16 protein-coding genes are annotated in these 16312 nt (G+C 70.8%); 10 read left to right on the plus strand and 6 right to left on the minus strand.

Going from position 1 to position 16312, the window contains the following annotated elements:
- Nucleotides 1-10: 10 nt before the first annotated feature.
- Nucleotides 11-211: a DUF397 domain-containing protein gene (locus ACFYQ6_RS23410; protein ID WP_361577809.1), complete on the minus strand. Its 201-nt coding sequence runs from the start codon at nucleotides 209-211 to the stop codon at nucleotides 11-13.
- A complete protein-coding gene (locus ACFYQ6_RS23415) occupies nucleotides 211-1095 on the minus strand; it encodes a helix-turn-helix domain-containing protein (RefSeq protein ID WP_388764707.1) in 885 nt (294 codons plus the stop codon). The genes ACFYQ6_RS23410 and ACFYQ6_RS23415 overlap by 1 nt, the downstream gene beginning before the upstream one ends.
- Before the next feature lie 310 nt (nucleotides 1096-1405).
- Here ACFYQ6_RS23415 and ACFYQ6_RS23420 point away from each other — a divergent pair, with 310 nt between their 5' ends.
- Nucleotides 1406-1705 (plus strand): NIPSNAP family protein, encoded by a 300-nt coding sequence (locus ACFYQ6_RS23420; RefSeq protein WP_388764709.1) that lies wholly within the window; start codon nucleotides 1406-1408, stop codon nucleotides 1703-1705.
- A 15-nt stretch (nucleotides 1706-1720) separates the two neighbouring features.
- Here the strand turns inward: ACFYQ6_RS23420 and ACFYQ6_RS23425 are convergent, their stop codons facing one another.
- Nucleotides 1721-5269, minus strand: a complete 3549-nt coding sequence (locus ACFYQ6_RS23425; protein WP_388764711.1) for an AAA family ATPase — start codon at nucleotides 5267-5269, stop codon at nucleotides 1721-1723.
- Between the two features lie 515 nt (nucleotides 5270-5784).
- On the opposite strand from ACFYQ6_RS23425, the gene ACFYQ6_RS23430 reads away from it, so the two are divergent.
- A complete protein-coding gene (locus ACFYQ6_RS23430) occupies nucleotides 5785-6870 on the plus strand; it encodes a MarR family transcriptional regulator (RefSeq protein ID WP_388764713.1) in 1086 nt (361 codons plus the stop codon).
- A 34-nt stretch (nucleotides 6871-6904) separates the two neighbouring features.
- On the opposite strand, the gene ACFYQ6_RS23435 is transcribed toward ACFYQ6_RS23430, so the two are convergent.
- Nucleotides 6905-7285 (minus strand): hypothetical protein, encoded by a 381-nt coding sequence (locus ACFYQ6_RS23435; RefSeq protein WP_361577795.1) that lies wholly within the window; start codon nucleotides 7283-7285, stop codon nucleotides 6905-6907.
- A gap of 101 nt (nucleotides 7286-7386) precedes the next feature.
- Here ACFYQ6_RS23435 and ACFYQ6_RS23440 point away from each other — a divergent pair, with 101 nt between their 5' ends.
- From ACFYQ6_RS23440 to ACFYQ6_RS23450, 3 genes are all read left to right on the plus strand, one after another.
- On the plus strand, nucleotides 7387-7746 hold the full coding sequence (locus tag ACFYQ6_RS23440; RefSeq protein WP_388764895.1) for a helix-turn-helix domain-containing protein: 360 nt from the start codon (nucleotides 7387-7389) through the stop codon (nucleotides 7744-7746).
- A gap of 99 nt (nucleotides 7747-7845) precedes the next feature.
- Nucleotides 7846-8256: a VOC family protein gene (locus tag ACFYQ6_RS23445; RefSeq protein WP_361577792.1), complete on the plus strand. Its 411-nt coding sequence runs from the start codon at nucleotides 7846-7848 to the stop codon at nucleotides 8254-8256.
- Nucleotides 8257-8672: 416 nt separating this feature from the next.
- On the plus strand, nucleotides 8673-9329 hold the full coding sequence (locus ACFYQ6_RS23450; RefSeq protein WP_388764715.1) for a YceI family protein: 657 nt from the start codon (nucleotides 8673-8675) through the stop codon (nucleotides 9327-9329).
- Nucleotides 9330-9393: 64 nt separating this feature from the next.
- Here ACFYQ6_RS23450 and ACFYQ6_RS23455 read toward each other — a convergent pair whose 3' ends face one another.
- Entirely contained in the window at nucleotides 9394-10713 is a 1320-nt protein-coding gene (locus ACFYQ6_RS23455) for an aminotransferase class I/II-fold pyridoxal phosphate-dependent enzyme (RefSeq protein WP_388764717.1), read from the minus strand.
- Between the two features lie 45 nt (nucleotides 10714-10758).
- On the opposite strand from ACFYQ6_RS23455, the gene ACFYQ6_RS23460 reads away from it, so the two are divergent.
- Nucleotides 10759-12099, plus strand: a complete 1341-nt coding sequence (locus ACFYQ6_RS23460; protein ID WP_388764719.1) for an MFS transporter — start codon at nucleotides 10759-10761, stop codon at nucleotides 12097-12099.
- A 240-nt stretch (nucleotides 12100-12339) separates the two neighbouring features.
- Nucleotides 12340-13140 (plus strand): SAM-dependent methyltransferase, encoded by an 801-nt coding sequence (locus tag ACFYQ6_RS23465; RefSeq protein WP_388764720.1) that lies wholly within the window; start codon nucleotides 12340-12342, stop codon nucleotides 13138-13140.
- Between the two features lie 32 nt (nucleotides 13141-13172).
- On the opposite strand, the gene ACFYQ6_RS23470 is transcribed toward ACFYQ6_RS23465, so the two are convergent.
- Nucleotides 13173-14192 (minus strand): alpha/beta hydrolase, encoded by a 1020-nt coding sequence (locus tag ACFYQ6_RS23470; RefSeq protein ID WP_361577777.1) that lies wholly within the window; start codon nucleotides 14190-14192, stop codon nucleotides 13173-13175.
- A 440-nt stretch (nucleotides 14193-14632) separates the two neighbouring features.
- On the opposite strand from ACFYQ6_RS23470, the gene ACFYQ6_RS23475 reads away from it, so the two are divergent.
- The 3 genes from ACFYQ6_RS23475 to ACFYQ6_RS23485 all read left to right on the plus strand — a co-directional run bounded on the left by ACFYQ6_RS23475 (nucleotide 14633) and on the right by ACFYQ6_RS23485 (nucleotide 16308).
- Nucleotides 14633-15208 (plus strand): YbaK/EbsC family protein, encoded by a 576-nt coding sequence (locus ACFYQ6_RS23475; RefSeq protein ID WP_388764722.1) that lies wholly within the window; start codon nucleotides 14633-14635, stop codon nucleotides 15206-15208.
- Nucleotides 15209-15248: 40 nt separating this feature from the next.
- Nucleotides 15249-15755 carry a hypothetical protein gene (locus ACFYQ6_RS23480; RefSeq protein WP_388764724.1) on the plus strand — a complete coding sequence of 169 codons (507 nt, stop codon included), beginning with the start codon at nucleotides 15249-15251 and terminating at the stop codon, nucleotides 15753-15755.
- A 76-nt stretch (nucleotides 15756-15831) separates the two neighbouring features.
- A complete protein-coding gene (locus tag ACFYQ6_RS23485; protein ID WP_388764726.1) occupies nucleotides 15832-16308 on the plus strand; it encodes a hemerythrin domain-containing protein in 477 nt (158 codons plus the stop codon).
- Nucleotides 16309-16312: the final 4 nt, after the last annotated feature.

A 16312-nucleotide genomic window follows, 5' to 3' on the forward strand; every position in this document is an offset into this window, starting at 1 on the left:
ACGCCGTTGATCAGCCAGTAACGAGCCCGACGAACCCAGCCCAGGCCTCTGGCCCTACGGTCAGCACGGGGCCGCTGGCATGCTTGGAGTCCCGGACGTGCACGTGGGCGGCGCCTGCGGCGAACTCCACGCACTCGCCACCCTCGCCACTGCTGTAGCTGCTTTTGAGCCAAGCCGTCTCTGGCACGCTCGGCATCTCCGTCCGGTCCATCATCCCTCTCCCAGAATTCCCTTGACGACGTCCAGCGATTCACGCGGTGTCAATGCCTGGGCTCGGATGATCCCGTACTGCTCCTCGACATCACGCACGTCCGCTCGATCGGTGTGCAGTCGGCTGTCTCGCTGAACCTCAACGTAAGCCATCCTCCGCCCGTCTCGTCTTTCGATCAAGGTGAACGGGCCAGCCAGCCCACAGTGTTCAGGCCGAGCGGTCGGCATGACCTGGACTTCCACGTTCCGCCGCTGCCCATGAAGGATGATCTGTTCCAGTTGGCCGCGCAGCACCGGCAGTCCACCGACAGGGCGCCGCAACACAGACTCCTCGATCACGAAGCTCAGGGTCGGCATGGGTTTCCGAGAGAAGATGACCTGCCGCGCCAGGCGTGCCGATACACGCTGCTCGATCATCTCCTCATCGAGAAGTGGCCGCCTCATGACAAACACCGCGCGTGCGTAATCCTCGGTTTGCAACAGTCCCGGCACTGCCATGGTTGCGTACACATGAAGGGCGACCGCCTCAGCCTCCAAGCGCGCCATATCCCGGAAGAACGCCGGATACTGCGACCGAGCCAGCTCCTTCTTCAACGCCACCAGCAGTCCCCCGGCGTCCAGCACCCGGTCCGCCTTGTCGACGAACTCCGGCTGCGGAATCCGCCGCCCCTGCTCGAACGAGGCCACCGACTGCGCCGCGTACCCCACCTGCTTGCCGAACTCCACCCGGTCCAGCCCCGCCCGCACCCGCAGTAGCTTCAACTGCCGCCCGAACGCGACCGCTACGCCGTTCTCCGCCTTGCCCTCCGACTGGGCGGAGGCGCCCGAGGAGCGCTCCGCGCCCTCCTCCATGCCCACGCCCGCATCCATCTCGTCCTGCGTCATCCGCCACCGCCTGTCCCCGTACGCACACGCACCACGTCCGTCGCGCCCAACCGTCACACAACAGCCAGCACTTCACAGCTCAACCGACAGGACGTCATCACCCACGTCTGCGGCCCCCGAACCACCGCGCCCGCCTTGTCTCGTCCCGCTCGGGCACCGTAATCACCCGCTCGCACGCCTGCACAGCGTTCGCAGGCAGGTCCCTCCAAAGAGTGGGTACAAGCGAGCCGACGCTCATCCATCCCCGCCACCCGTGGATCACATAGCCTCTGCGGTGGCGCACCGAGTCGACCTGCGAGAGGACACCCTCATGGCAAAGACCACCCAGCTCCGCACCTACACCGTCCGCGGCGGCCTGCTGGACGAGTGGGCGCAGCGGTGGAAGGCCGAGATCCTGCCGCTGCGTCTTGAGTTGGGGTTCGCGATCGGCGGCGCCTGGGTCGACCGGGAGCACAACCAGTTCGTCTGGCTGATCTCCTACGAGGGCCCGGAGACGTTCGCCGAGCGCAACGCGATGTACTGGGACTCGCCGGCCCGCAAGTCGATGGACCTCGATCCGGACGACTACCTCGTCAGCACCGAGGAGCGGACGGTGGAGGAGTGGTACTGAGCCGACGCGCGCCGTCTACGCCCCCGCCAGGGGCAACAGGTGCCGTCGCCGTTCGTCCTCGTCGAGGGTCCGGAAGACACGACCCCGGGCATGGGCTTCGAGCCGGGCGTAGTCAGGGTCCGCGGACCAGATACGGGCGGTTCCGTCGAAGGAGGCGGTGAGCAGCCGGGTGCTGTCCCGGGACCATGCGACCGACGAGACCTTGTCCTGGTGGACGCCTACGACGGCGACCTCGTCGAAGGTGTCGGCGCTCCAGACACGTACCGTCCGGTCGTCCGAGCCGCTGGCGATGAAGCGGCCGTCGGGTGACCAGGCCACGCAGCGGACGCGCCCCTCGTGGCCCTTGAGCACCTCCATGCGGCGGCCCGTGGTGACCTCCCACACCGCCACCGTCCAGTCGCCGGAGGCCGTGGCGATCCGTTGTTCGTCCGGTGACCATGCGACGTCGTCGACGTAGTTGTCGTGGCCTCGCAGGACGGTGAGCTGGCGGCTCTCCGCGACGTCCCAAAGACGGCAGGTGCGGTCGTCCGATGCGCTGGCGAGGAGTCGCCCGCCGGGTGACCAGGCTATGCGGCCGACCCAGTCCTGGTGGCCGGCAAGAGCGGTGAGTTCCGTGCCGGTGTCCGCGTCCCGTACGCGCACAATGCCGTCGTGTCCGCCGGTGGCGATGCGGCGGCCGTCGGGTGCCCAGGTGCACGACTCGACGACTTCCCCCCGTTGCTCGACCAGCACGGCACCAGTGTCGTCCAGGATGCGGAAGAGACCGTCGTTCGTGCTGAGCGCGAGCCTGCCGTCCTGGGGCAGCGGGGACCACGCCACGCTCCAGACCCGGTCGTCGAGCCTCAGCGGCTCTCCCACAGGGCTTCCGTCGCTCGCGGACCAGCGGCATACGGTCGCGTCGTCGCAGGCGGTGGCGATCCACCGTTCGTCAGCGGACCAGGATGCCTGGTTCACCGGGCCGCGATGGCCGTCGGCCGCCACGACCTCCGCTCCTCGTGGCCGCAGGTCCCACACGATCGCCGAACCGTCGGTCGAACTCGTCGCGAGCTGGGTACCCGAGGGCGACCATGTCACGCCCCAGACAGTGTCGCTGTGGCCCCGCAGCACGGCCAGCACCTTCGCGTCCTGAGCGCTGACGAGACGCACGGTGTGGTCGGAGGACGCGGAGGCGAGGGCCCGGCTGTCCGGGGACCAGGCCAGATTCCACACGTAGTCGGTGTGGCCGCGCAGCAGCAGCCGCAGGGCACCGGTCCGGGCATCCCAGATGCGGGCGGTGTGGTCACCGCTGCCCGTGGCGATGGAGAGACCGTCCGGCGACCAGGCGATGCCTTCGACGAAGTCCGTATGGCCTTCCAGTACGACGTCGGTGGTACCGGTGGCAAGGTCCCACACGCGGGCCGTCTGGTCGTGCGATGCAGAGGCGAGGCGTGTGCTGTCCGGCGCCCATGTGACGCCCCACACGTCGTTCCGGTGCCCCTCGAAAGCCTGCACCAGGCCCCCCGTCCCGGCCTCCCACACACGTACGACACAGTCCTTCGAACTGGCGGCGACGTACTGTCCGTCAGGTGACCAGGCCACCTGCCTCACGATGTCCGTGGCTCCGGTCAGCAGCCGGACGGACTCGCCCGAGGCGGCGTCCCAGATACGCACGACACGTTCTCGCCCCGCCGTCGCGACGTACGCGGAGTCCGGAGACCATGCGACTGACTCGACCATCGCCCCGTCGGACGGCAGGACGTGCAGCGACTGCCCTGACCGGGCATCCAGGACGCGGGCGCTGCCGTCACGCGATGCGGTGGCCAGCCGTCGGCCGTCCGGTGACCAGGCGATGTGCCTGACGGTGTCCGTGTGCGCATCCACGCGCGTGCGGAGGTGGCTCGCTGCCAGAGCCGCCATGAGACCGCGGCGGGCCGAGGGCGTCGGCGTGCATTCGCCGAGCGCTGCCAGGGAGAGGAGTACTGCCCGCTCCGGGTGCGTCTCCGCGCTTCCGAGCGCGTACTGGCCGATGCTGTCCGACACGCGCTGCAGGAAGGCCAGATCGCGCCGCTGTGACGAATGCACCAGCACACGAACCGGCTCGGACGCGATGCCTGACTCCTCCAGCGCGGTGAGCCTGCGCTGGGCCAGGGAGAGCCGCTCGCCGGTGAGGAGGTAGTCGTCACTGCGGCCGGAGCGTTCCCAGTCCTCGGCCCACCGCTCCAGCTCGGCGCGCTCGCGCAGTTGGTCCACGCGTGACTCGACCTCTTGGCGGAGGGGGGCCCACTGGCGGAACAGTGCCTCGTGCGTCACCTGTGCGTAGGGCTCCTCCTGGCCGGGGGTGCCGTCGCCGGCCGCGTCGGACATCAACAGGCGTGCGTCGATGAAGGCGTCCACGACGCGCCGTTCCCGGTCGGTGAGCTCGGACAGCGGGACGCGCTTTCGCGCCACCTCCTGACCTTGGACCGTCACGAACCGGAGGAGAACGCGCAGGACGAACGCGATCCCGTCGGCGTGATCGAGCTCGGACACCGTGTGGTCCGCCTGCCGTGCGAGGGCGCCCGCCACGCCGCCCAATTCGCGGTACAGCTCCTCGGTGACGGTCCCGCCCGGGCCGGAGGCGAAGTAGAGCTCCTGGAGGAGGTAGGCCAGCAGCGGCAGGGCATCGTCCGTGCCGGCGTCGTCGACGATGGCGTCGACCACGCCCGGCGCGAAGGAGAGGTCCACCAAGGCGGCCGGGCTCTCCACGACTTGCGCGAACTGGCTCCTGCCGAGCGCCCCGACGGTGACGGGGTGTTGGCAGATCTCGGCGTGGCCTGTGATCAGGAGCCGGGCAAGGAAGTCCACTCGCAGGGTAGCGAGTACACGGACACTCGGGTCCTGCTCCACGCACAGGCGGAGCGCGTCGAGGAACTGGGCGCGTTCCCGGTCACCTGCGAGAGTGACGACCTCTTCGAACTGGTCCACCACCAGCAGCACGCGCCGGAACCGGCCGCCCCGCAGACGGGTCAGTTCGGCCCTCAGGGCAGTGGGGCCCTGCCGCAGACGCCGCAGGACCGCACCCGCGGATTCCTGTCCTCCACCTGCGGCCGCGATGGCCGCGGCCATCGCGCCCAGTGGGTTCGTCCCCGGAGTGAAGGCGGGGACCAGTGTCCAACGGCGTTCTCGCAGGCGAGGCATGACACCAGCTCTGACCAGGGAGGATTTCCCGCTCCCTGATGCGCCGACGAGGACGAGGAAGCGGTCGGTCGGCCTGTCCGGGGATGTGTGCAGCCTGCGGGTCAACTCGGCGGCCAAGGCCTCCCGGCCGAAGTACACAGCCGCTTCGTCCTCCGCGAAGGCGTCCAGTCCGGGGTAGGGCACCCGGTCACGTGGCCAGTCGACCTGCGGTGGCGCCGGATTCTCCAACCGGTACACCACGACCTGGCCCACCACCATCGCGACGACCAGCACACCGATCGCGGGGACGGATGCCTTTTGGATGACCTGTAACAACCAGGGGGCTTCGTCGGCTCCGGTGGCGTAGTTGGTGACGATGCCGAGCAGGCTCGCGACCAGTACCAGCATCACCTGAAGGGCGAGCTGCATCCGCTGCCTCATGGCGCACCGACGGTCAGGCCGTCTTCGCTCCGCAGCACAGCGTGCCCCCGTTCCTTGTTGCCCCCGCCATCTTCAGGGCTGCACCGGGTCGATCTCAACAGCGTGTGAGAGAACCAGCCATCAGGGTGACCGGTGGCGAGCAGTGCGTGGGCAAGAGCCCCGGGACTCGGGACTCGGGCGGCGAGCTTCGAGCGCCGGGGTCGGGGCGTTCACTCGTTGGGGGGACGCCCTCAGAGGCCGGACCCGACGCTTGAGCTTCGGGAATCGAGAGCCGGGACGCGGGCTCCGGGATTCGAGCGATGTTGTCCACCCGGTAGGTGAGAGAAGGGTTTTGGGGATACCTCCCCACCCTCCCCACCCCGTCACGGCCAGCTGATATGACTAAATGTGATCAGCTTGCGGCACATCGTCACGACTGCTTACGGTGCCCCCAACGAATCGACCCCGACGCGGTGCGCTAACACCGGGCCGGGGTCTCACCCCAAGATCGAACGGACGATCTCGTGGCTACCCAGCACCCTAGTCCTGCCCTCCCCGCACCCGCACCCTCGCGCCCGTACGCGAAGGCCCGCCCCGGTTACGGCAAACGAAATGCGTCAGGGCAACGCGCACCCCGGGCCGATGACTTCGCTCTGATGCCGGAGCGCGAGCGGTACATCGCCGGATACGTCGACCGGCTCCCCGAAGGCGCGGCGATGGACATCAAGTCGCTGGCCAAACACCTGCCCCTGTACGGCCAGATGGCTGTCTCCAGCGCCCTGAAGGCCCTTGGAGTAGCGGGGCATCTGCGACGCGTGCGCTGCCTGGCCGGTGCGCAGGAGCAGGTCCGCTGGGTGTCCCGCACCTACTGGTCCCGGACCGCCCGTGACAACGAGTGGTGGGACGCGTTCCTGACCACCGAGGGCAGCGTCCCCCCGTCCGAGGCGACACCCGCTCCCCCGTCGACCGACGCGGATCCGCAGGCCCCAGTCGCTGCGTCACCCCAGAACGCTGCCGCGTCACCTGCCGCACCGCCCGAGCCCGCCCCGCAACAGACCGCGGTCGCCTCCGAGGCCGCCGCCGCAAGCGTGACGCACCCCGCGCCCTCTGCCGTTCCCGAGCAGCGCGCGCCCGGGGCGGCGCAGGCCGCGCCCTCTCCCGCGTACCTCGCGCTCGCCCAACTCGGCCGTACGGACTCGCGCCTGGCCCTCTCCGCAGCCGACTGCCGCGCCCTTGAGCCCTTGGCCGCCACCTGGTTCACACGCGGTGTGGATCCCGACTACCTCACCCATGCCCTCACTGCGGGCCTTCCCGCACAGGTGGGCTCCCCCGTCGGCCTCGTACGCCGCCGCCTCACCGACAAGCTGCCACCGCAGCTGACCAGCAGCACCGCCCCCGCGACGGCCGCCGTCACCAGGGGGCGTCGTCTGCTGGCGGAGTGCACCGAGTGCGGCCGTCCCGGCGCGCCCGAAGCACTGCCCGACGGCCTGTGCCGGGGCTGTCGCACCGCCGCATCGGACACCGCTCCAGCTGCGCCCGCAGGTCCGCCGGCCGAACGCGATGTCCACGCGCTGGTCAGGCAGCTCCGCGAGCTGACACGACTGCCCTGACCACTGCACCGTTCGCCGACGGTGAGCGGGGACCTCAGAGGCCGCCCAGCTCGGTTGCCAGGTCCGGATCGCGCATGCCGGGGAAGGCGTAGCCCTCGGTGTCGTCCCACGGGACGTCGAGGTCATCCATGTGCACGCTCCACTCCGTTCCCGGCAGAGCGCGGCGCAGCTCGGAGACGGAGCTCAGCACATGGTCGAGCACCGGCAGCACCTTGCCGGGGTCGAACGGCATCTTGGTGGAACCGGCAACGACCTCGTCCGGGCGGCTGTCATCGCTGTCGTAGAGGTACAGGCTTTCCTGGTCCTCGTACGGGAAGGACGCCCTGTGGGCGGCGACGATCCGCTCGACGGCGGCCGTCTCGGCATCCGTCAGCGGCGTGGCCCGGCTCGCGGAGTAATAGAGGGAGACGCTCATGGTCCGAGCCTACTGAGGGGGTACGACAGTGCCGCCGGCTCCGGGCCGTCCTGTGGTGGGATGGTGTTGTGAGCCGTACCGCCGAAGAGACCAACCGCCGTATGCTCCGCGCGCGGGACGCGATGGACCGCGCGTACGCGCAGCCGCTGGACGTGCCTGCCCTCGCCCGGATCGCCCACGTCTCCCCGGCACACTTCGCCCGCACCTTCCGCGCCACCTTCGGCGAGACACCCCACCGCTATCTCCAGCGCCGCCGCGTCGAGCGGGCGATGTTCCTGCTGCGGGAGAGCGACCGAAGCGTCACGGACATCTGTTACGAGGTCGGCTTCGGCAGCACGGGCACGTTCAGCCGCACGTTCCGCGACATCGTCGGCCGGTCGCCGAGGACGTACCGCAAGGAGTCGGCGGCCGTGGACGTCCCCACGTGCTTCACGAAGGCGTGGACGCGGCCGAGCGTCTGAGCCGCCTGCCGGCACCGGCCGCCGACCGTCGGCTGCCGACCGCCAACCCGAGCAGTTTCGGATAAGTTTTCGCCGGTCCCGCCGACTAGCGTGGTCCACATGTTCAACGCGATCACGCACTCACAGATCTACGTCCTCGACCAGGACCAGGCCCTCGACTTCTACGTCGGCAAGCTCGGCCTGGAGGTCAACGCCGATGTCGACATGGGCTTCATGCGCTGGCTCACCGTCAGCGTCCCCGGGCATCCGGACCGCCAGGTCCTGCTGGAGAAGCCCGGCCCTCCGGCGATGTCCGAGGAGACGGCGGATCAGGTACGCGAACTGCTGACCAAGGGGGCATTGGGCAGCGCGCTCATCCTCACCACGGACGACTGCCGCAAGACGTACGAGACGCTGCTGGCCCGGGGCGTGGAGTTCACCGACGAGCCGACGGAGAGGCCGTACGGAATCGACTGCGGTCTGCGCGACCCCTTCGGTAACCACCTCCGCTTCACCCAGCCGAAGGGCTGAGAACCGAAGGCGGGGGTGCTCGGACGGCGGTGGCGGTTCGCCACCGGCTCCGGCCGCGTCCGCCCCCGACGGTCGCCGCGCCCTCCCCCTCCTGCGTACAGGCCGGCACGCGCCACGTACAGCTGCCTGGCGACAGCGCGTCACTGCTGGTCACGCTCAGCCACGTCACATCACCGTTGAGGCATGACCAGCGCGCAGCCACCGCTCCCGGTCCGCCCCGCAGGCACCACACAACCCCGCATTACCTGGCATCACTTCACGATGCGCTTCAGCTCCACGCCGCGCGGCGCCCACCGGTACGCTCGGCTACCGCCGGGCCTTTGCCGGGACGTCACCTTGTGAAGGTCTGACCACGAATGTTCGGGTTCCTTGATCATCTCTTGCGGGCCTCACTTACCCCAGCGTAACTAACTGTCATGAACCTCTTCAGCCGCAGCTCCTTGCTCCGACGCCCGGAGCCCCGCACCGAGGAGCCGACCGTCGCCCCGGTGGCCGCCGGTGCCGCCGTTTCGCCGGATCCGCGACTGGCGGCGCTCACCGGGGAGTGGATGATCGACCCCGCGCACAGCAGGATCGGCTTCTCGGTGCGGCACGCGATGGTGACGACGGTTCGCGGCGCGTTCCTGGAGTACGAGAGCCGTCTCTACTTCGACGGGCGTCGACCGGAGCGGTCCCGGGCCGAGATCTCGCTGGTCACGGCCAGTGTCGACACGGGCGTGGAACAACGTGACGCCCATGTGGTCGGCCGCGACTTCCTGGATGCCAGGAGCCACCCGCGGATCGGTTTCGTGAGCACCGAGGTGCAGCTCGTCGGCAAGGACGTCTACCGCATGAACGGCGACCTCACGATCAGGGGCATCACCCGTCCCGTGACCCTGGACCTCACCTACATCGGCTACGTGACCGACCCGTTCGGCTACGAGCGTGTGGGTTTCGACGGGACCACCACCATCAACCGTTCCGACTGGGGGCTGACCTACAACGCCCGGCTGGCCGAGGGCGGCGCCATGGTGAGCGAGCGGCTCCGGCTGCAGTTCGACATCGCCGCCATCCGCACCCCCACCGCCACCTGACGGCCACCGCCCGGGGCCGGCTCCGCGCACGCCGCCGGCCCGAGCCGTCCGCCCCGGCACGCGTCTAACCTCCGTACACCGCCTGTGACTCGGCGAGTGTCTGCGCGAAGTCGCGGGCGAGCACCGTCGCTTCGGCCGGGGTGAGGGTGGCGGTGGTGACGCGCACCCCGGGTGGGGTCGCGATGCGGAAGCGGGTCCCCGCCGCCGTCCACCAGCCCCGGGTGCGCAGCCCGTTGACGACGGCGGACTCGTCGCGGACAGGTACCCATACGTTGAGACCGCTCACCCCGCGGGCCTCGATGCCGTGCTCGGCCAGCGCCGAACACAGGGCCTCGCGGCGGGTGGTGTAGGTGCGGGCCGCGTCGGCGACCAGCCGGGTGACCGACCGATCGGTCAACAGGTCGGCCACGGTGGCCTGGAGGATGTGGCTCACCCATCCGGAGGTCAGCAGCAGACGTCCGTCGTGCCGCGCGAGAGTGGCCGGGTCGCAGGCGAGGGCGGCCCATCGCAGGTCGATGCCGAGGTGCTTGGACACCGTACGCACCTGGGCCCAGCGGGGCAGCCCTCCGGACACGAGGGTCACCGCGTCCACGCCGGCGATCTCCGCGTTGTGGTCGTCCTCCACGACGAGGACGTCGGGGAAGTCACCGAGCACGGACAGGAGTTCGTCGCGACGGGCCGGGGTGAAGCGTCCGCCGGCCGGGCTCTGGCCACGCGGGCTGCACACCAGCGCCTTGGCCCCGGCCCGCAGCGCGGTGCGGAGCGCCTCCGGCCGGATGCCCTCGTCGTCGACCGTCACGGGCAGCATCCGCAGACCGAGGGCGGGCACGAGGTCGAGCAGGTGATGGAACCCGGGGTCCTCCACGGCCACGGAGTCGCCGGGCCTGAGCTCGGTCGACAGCAGCCTGCCGATGCAGTCCAGCGCCCCGTGCGCGAAGGTCACCGAACCGGTCGGCACCCCGTCCCGGGCGAACCAGTCGCGGGTGGCGTCCTCCAGTGCCGCGAGCCTCGGGGACGCACGATGCGATCCAGGCACGGGGGCGACACTGCCGGGCGGCCGCAGCACCGGCAGGCAGGCGGGGTCGGGGTGGCCTCCCGCCAGGTCCCGCAGCCCCTCGGGCACTCGGGGAGGGCGCCGCGAGGTGACCGCGGGGACCGACGCCACCACCGTGCCGCCGCGCCCCAGGGTCACCACGACTCCGCGCCCGCGCAGCTCCTTGTACGCCGACGCGACCGTGCCGGCGCTGACGCCGAGGTCCTCGGCGAGCCTGCGCACCGGGGGCAGCACGGCGCCCGGGCCGAGCGTGCCGTCGGCCACGCGGCTCTCCACGGACGCCGAGATCTCCCTGGCCGTACCACCGGCGATGCCATATTGTTCTGCCACAGAGCAAAGTTTGTACCGATACAAAGATGATGTCAAGGGGGGCTGATGGAATCCACGTCGAGCCGCGTCCCGTTCGTCCGGCGGTTCGCCGTGCCGGGCGGCCGGGACGGCAGGCGCATGCTGGTGGTCGCCGTCATCGACAAGGTGGGCACCGGTCTGTGGAGCGGAGCCTCGACGCTCTACTTCATCTACGTCGCGCATCTGTCGGTGGCCCAGATCGGCGTCCTCATGGGGGTGTCCGGGATCCTCGGGATCGCCGGCCCACCGCTCGCCGGGCGGCTGGCCGACCGCTTCCCCGTGACGCGCGTGCTGGTCGTCGCCCAACTGGCACGGGGTGCGGCCCTGTTGGCCCTCCTGACCACGCACGACCCGGTGCTGCTGACGCTCTTCTCGGCGCTGGGAGCGCTGCCCGACCGTGCGTCGAGCGTGCTGAGCAAACTCTTCGCCGCCCGGATCGCGGGTCCGCACCGCGTCCGCTACCAGGCCATCCAGCGCACAGCGGTGAACGTCGGATGGGCGGTCGGCGCGGCGGGAGCCGCCGCCGCGCTCACCGTGGGCACCACCGCGTCCTACCAGGCGCTCCTGGTGGCCAACGTCGCCTCGTACGTCGTCATCGCGCTGCTGACCCTCCGCTGCGCCGAACCGCCCGCCCCCAGCCGCGTCGTCGCCTCGGCGGGGCGGCCCGTCGCCGCCGCGGGTGCGGTGACCCCATGGCGCGACCGTCGCTATCTCGCCTTCACCGGTACGGAGATCTGGCTGTTCCTGGACGACAGCCTGCTCCAGGTGGGCTTCCCCTTGTGGATCGTCCACGCCACCACCGCCCCGGCCGGCCTGGCGCCCCTGGTCCTCGTCCTCAACAGCGTGCTGGTGATCGCGCTCCAGGTGCCTCTCTCCCGCTTCGGGGAGACCCGAGCGGGCGCGCGCCGGCTGCTCCTGCCGATCGGCGCCGCTTTCCTGACGGGCGGGGTGGCGCTCGCGGCCTCGGCGAACGGCGGACCCTGGTTCGCCACCGGCGCGGTCCTCCTCGCGGCCGTCGCGTTCAGCGTCGCCGAGATCCTGCACGCCCTCTCCTCCTGGGAACTCTCGGTCGCGCTCGCCCCCGGTGAGGCGCAGGGCGCCTACCTCGGTGTGCACGGCCTGGCCCAGTCGGCACAGCGAAGCCTGGGCCCCGTCGTCGTCGGAGCCGCCGTGACCCTCGGGGCGGTGGCCTGGCCGGTGCTGGGCGCCACACTGGTGGCCGTCTGCCTGGCCCAGCACCGCATCGTCAGGCCGACGGCCGCACCGGCCCCACCGGGCCCGGACCACGACGTGCCGGACACCGGGCCCGCCCCGCAGCCGGATCACCGAGCCGCCGCACCGCCGCTTCCCCATGCGCCCGGGACGTGAGGCGGGGGCGCCGGGACGGAGGGTGCGCGTGCGGGACGGAGCGTGCGCGTGCGGTTCTGCGGACCACCGGGCTCCCCGGCGGCCGCGGAGCGCATCGGGCGGGCGCGGCTGGGGAGTTCGCCGCGTAACCCCGCGTACCTCGTACGTTCGCCCTGGTCGGCGATCCGATGTGGATCACCGGGGTACCGTGGCCGAACACAAGGCCGATCTGGCCGTCTTGGCCGCACGAGGTGACGAACGATGAACGATTACGCGCTGCCCACCCCCCACCCCACCGACGCCCACCCCGCCCGCGTCTACAACGTCTGGCTGGGCGGCAAGGACCACTACCCGGTGGACCAGGAGGCGGCCGAGCTCGCCGCCCGGGCGAACCCGGCCATCGTGCCGTCGGTCCGGGCCAACCGGGCCTTCCTCGGCCGGGCGGTGCGTCATCTCGCCTCGGAGGGCATCCGTCAGTTCCTCGACATCGGTACGGGAATCCCCGCCGCCGAGAACACCCACGAGGTGGCCCAGCAGGCCGCACCGCAATCGCGTGTCGTGTATGTCGACAACGACCCGATCGTGCTCACGCACGCCCGCGCCCTCCTGGTCAGCGGGCCCGAAGGCCAGACCGACTACGTGCAGGCGGACGCACGGGACGTGGACACGATCCTCGACGCGGCGTCCCGCACCCTGGACCTGAGCCGCCCGGTCGGCCTCATGCTGGTGGCGATCCTGCAGTACATCAAGGACGCCGAGGACCCGTGGGACGTCACCCGCCGTCTGCTGGGCCGCCTCGCGCCCGGGAGCTTCCTCGTCCTGTCGCATCCGGCCGCCGACGTCACCGCCCCCGAGGTGGCCGAGTCCATGCGGATCTACAACGAGCGCGCTGCCAGCCACGCTTCGGCGACCCCGCGCACGCAGAAGGAGGTGGAACGCTTCCTGGACGGTCTGGAGATCCTGGAGCCGGGCGTGGTCACCCTCACCCGCTGGCGGCCGGCCCCGGCGGACACGCCGGACGACACCCTGCCCATGTGGTGCGCCGTGGCCCGGAAGGCGTAGCGGGAGCGGAAGGCCCGCGGCCGTACGCACCCTCAGGTGGCGCTGCGCTCGCTCGCCTCCCGCAGGCCTCGCTCCACCGCCCGGTCGAAAGCGGGGTCGGGTGCTCCCTGTGTGCTGCCCGGGCGGCCGGCGCGGAGGAGTTCGCGCCAGCGTTCCTGACTCCAGTCGGCGGGCGCCGTGGTGCTCATGAAGTCCTCGACCAGGTCCCGGAAGCGTGTGGGATCGGTGTGGAAGGGGAAGTGCCCCGCGCCGTCGAAGATCTCCAGGCGGCTGTTGGGCATGGCGGCGTGGGCGCCGTAGGCGTGGTGGACGGGGACGACGCTGTCCCGTGAACCCCACAGCAGGAGTGTGGGCATCCCCTGGGCCAGATAGCAGCGGTCCAGCATCGTGACGACCTGGCCGCGCCAGTCGACGACCGCGCGCAGGGTGCTGATGAAGGCACTGCGGGAGGTGGAGTCGGGCAGGGCGTCCACTAGGTCGAGCAGTTCGTCCGCGTCCTGGCCGAGGTCGGTGTCGAGCAGCTTGATCAGCCGGGTGAAGATGCCGACCTGCTGGCGCATGCCCGGCAGGCGCAGCATGGACAGCATCAGGTCGGCGCCCGGGAGGGACACCGCCCGGAGCACGGGGTTGACCTCCCGCCCGACGCCGCCCGCGCTCACCAGGATCAGCCGGTCGGTCCGTTCCGGGAACTGGTAGGCGAACTGCATGGCCACGCCACCGCCGAGCGAGTGCCCGACCAGGGTGGCGCGCTCGATGCCCAGGACGCCCAGCAGGTCCCGGATGCCGTTCGCGTAGGCGGCCACCGAGTAGTCGGCCCTGGGTTTGTCCGAGGAGCCGTGCCCGAGGAGGTCGGGGGCGATCACGGTGTGGTGGCGTGCCAGCTCGGGGATCAGCTCCGCCCAGGTGGCGGAGGAGTCGCCGATGCCGTGGATCAGGAGGATGGCGGGCCCCTCCCCCGCCATCCGGTACGCACGGCGGTAGCCGTGGATGGTGCGGTGGGACAGCCCTGTGCCCCGTTCGGCCTTTCGTCCGCGTGCTGGTGCGCCGGCCACGGCACCGCCTCCGTCTGCTGCTCCGACGATTTCCGAGCGAGGGTAGGGAATCCCCGCGCCGAGCGGATTACCGGCGCGTTTCAGGCGGCGCCCGGGTGGGGCGCGGAGGCGGTCGTCCGTCGGCCCGGCATTCGTAACACGCGGGCAGTGACCGGGCCTGCCGACGCGCCCTACGACCGGTCCACGCCCCCCGTGCACCTTCCTCTCCGGGGCCGTCGCTGTCCCGCGCCGTTCCCGGGGCAGGCCGTGGTCGACGGGGACGATGCGGGGGGCGGCGGCGATGCGGGGGGCCAGGAGTGCGGCTCACGAGGTCGTGTCGGCGGACACACGATCAGGCGCACCCACTTCGGGTGGTGCGGGACACCGCGTGCGCACCCTCTATCGTCGTGACGGCAACACCTCACCCAGGCCCAGCGGTTGTTCGACGAAGGATGGTCAACGTGCCCCAGCAGTTTGCGTCCGCCCCGCAGGAGTCCGCGGACGTCACCGGCGGCGACGCCTATCTGCGGCTCGTGTCGCTGCTCGACGAGCACGGCGCCCGGTACCGCGTCGTCGACCACGCCCCCGAGGGGCGCACCGAGGAGGTCAGCGCACTCCGGGGGCACCCGGTGTCACAAGGCGCGAAGTGCCTGGTCGTCATGGTCAAGACCGGCAAGCGCACCAAGCGGTACTTCCTCGCCGTGGTCCCCGGGGACGCCCGGGTCGACCTGCCCGGCTTGAAGGCGCTGGCCGAGGGGAGCTACGTCTCGTTCGCCTCGGCGGACCGGGCGGAGGAGCTCTCGGGAAGCGTGAGCGGCACCATCCTCCCCTTCAGCTTCCACCCTGATCTCGAACTCGTCGTGGATCCGGGGGTGCTGGAGCACGAGGAGATCTTCTTCAACGCCGCACGGCTGGACCGCTCGCTGGCTCTGGACACGCGGGACTACCGGGACCACCTGCTGCGCGTGGGCGCGCGCATCCACCCGGTCGCAGCCCAGCCCTCTCGCCCGGAGCCGGCGGTCGACGCGGAGGCGTGAGGCCCTCCGCACCCGAGTGGACAGGACGATTCCGGTGGGCATGTTCGACAGACTGACCGGTACCAGGCATCCGGAGAGGGGCATCACTCCGCGTTCCGAACAGGAGGTCCGGGCCGCGCTGCTCGCGGTCAACGGGCCGGAGGTGCCGTACCGCGTGCGCGGTGCCACGCCCGAGGAGGGTGCCGGCCTGGTCGCGGAGTGGCGGATCACGGAGCCCGCGATGCGGCCCTTCTTCGTGCGGACGCGGCTGGACCGTACGTTGAAGACCCGGATGCGTCTGGTCCCGGAGAAGCACGAGGTCCGCACCTTCGACGAGCAGTGGGAGGTTACCTGGGCCGGCGACACCCCTCGGCTCAGGATGTCGGGTGAGTACGCGCGGGGACAGGTGACCACGGTCTCCCGGCAGTGGACCCTCGGACGGGGTAACGACGGCCGTCTGCGGACGACCGAGGTGTTCCGCTTCGACCCGGCCGAGATGAAGGACCCTCTGCGTGAGGCGGTGCTCGGCGCGGGATGGACGTGGCGGGGCGTACTGACCAGGCTCTGACCCGCTCCCGGCGCGGTGGCGATCGGCAGAATCCACAAACCGTCCCGTAAGCCATCTTCCGGACTACGGTGGGCGGATGTGCCACTACTGCGGCTGCCGCGAGATCCCTCTGATCAAGGAGTTCATCGCCGAGCACGAGTCCGTCACCGACACGGCGGGCGACGCCCTGCGCGCCCTGGACCAGGGCGACAGCGCACTGGCCGGGGAACTGGTCGCCCGCATGGAGCGGGAGTTGCGTGCCCACTGGCAGGGTGAGGAACAGGGGCTCTTCTCGGTGATGAGCGGCGATCCGGAGTACTCCGGTTACATCGACGCTCTCGTACGGGAACACCGCGAACTCGCCGTGTTCCTCGGCCGTGTCGATCTGGCACGCGCCGACGACGTCGCACAACTGCGTGCGGCCGTGGACGAGCTGCACCACCACATCGCCAAGGAGGAGGACGGCCTCTTCCCGGCCTCACTCACCGCGCTGTCAGGGGACGAGTGGGACCTTTCGATGGCAGCGTGGCGGACGGCGCACCCCGGCGCTCCCGGAAGCCTCGGACGGCCTTGACCGC

Origin of the sequence: Streptomyces sp. NPDC005494 (assembly GCF_042872025.1) — a bacterium.
Taxonomy (GTDB): Bacteria; Actinomycetota; Actinomycetes; order Streptomycetales; family Streptomycetaceae; genus Streptomyces.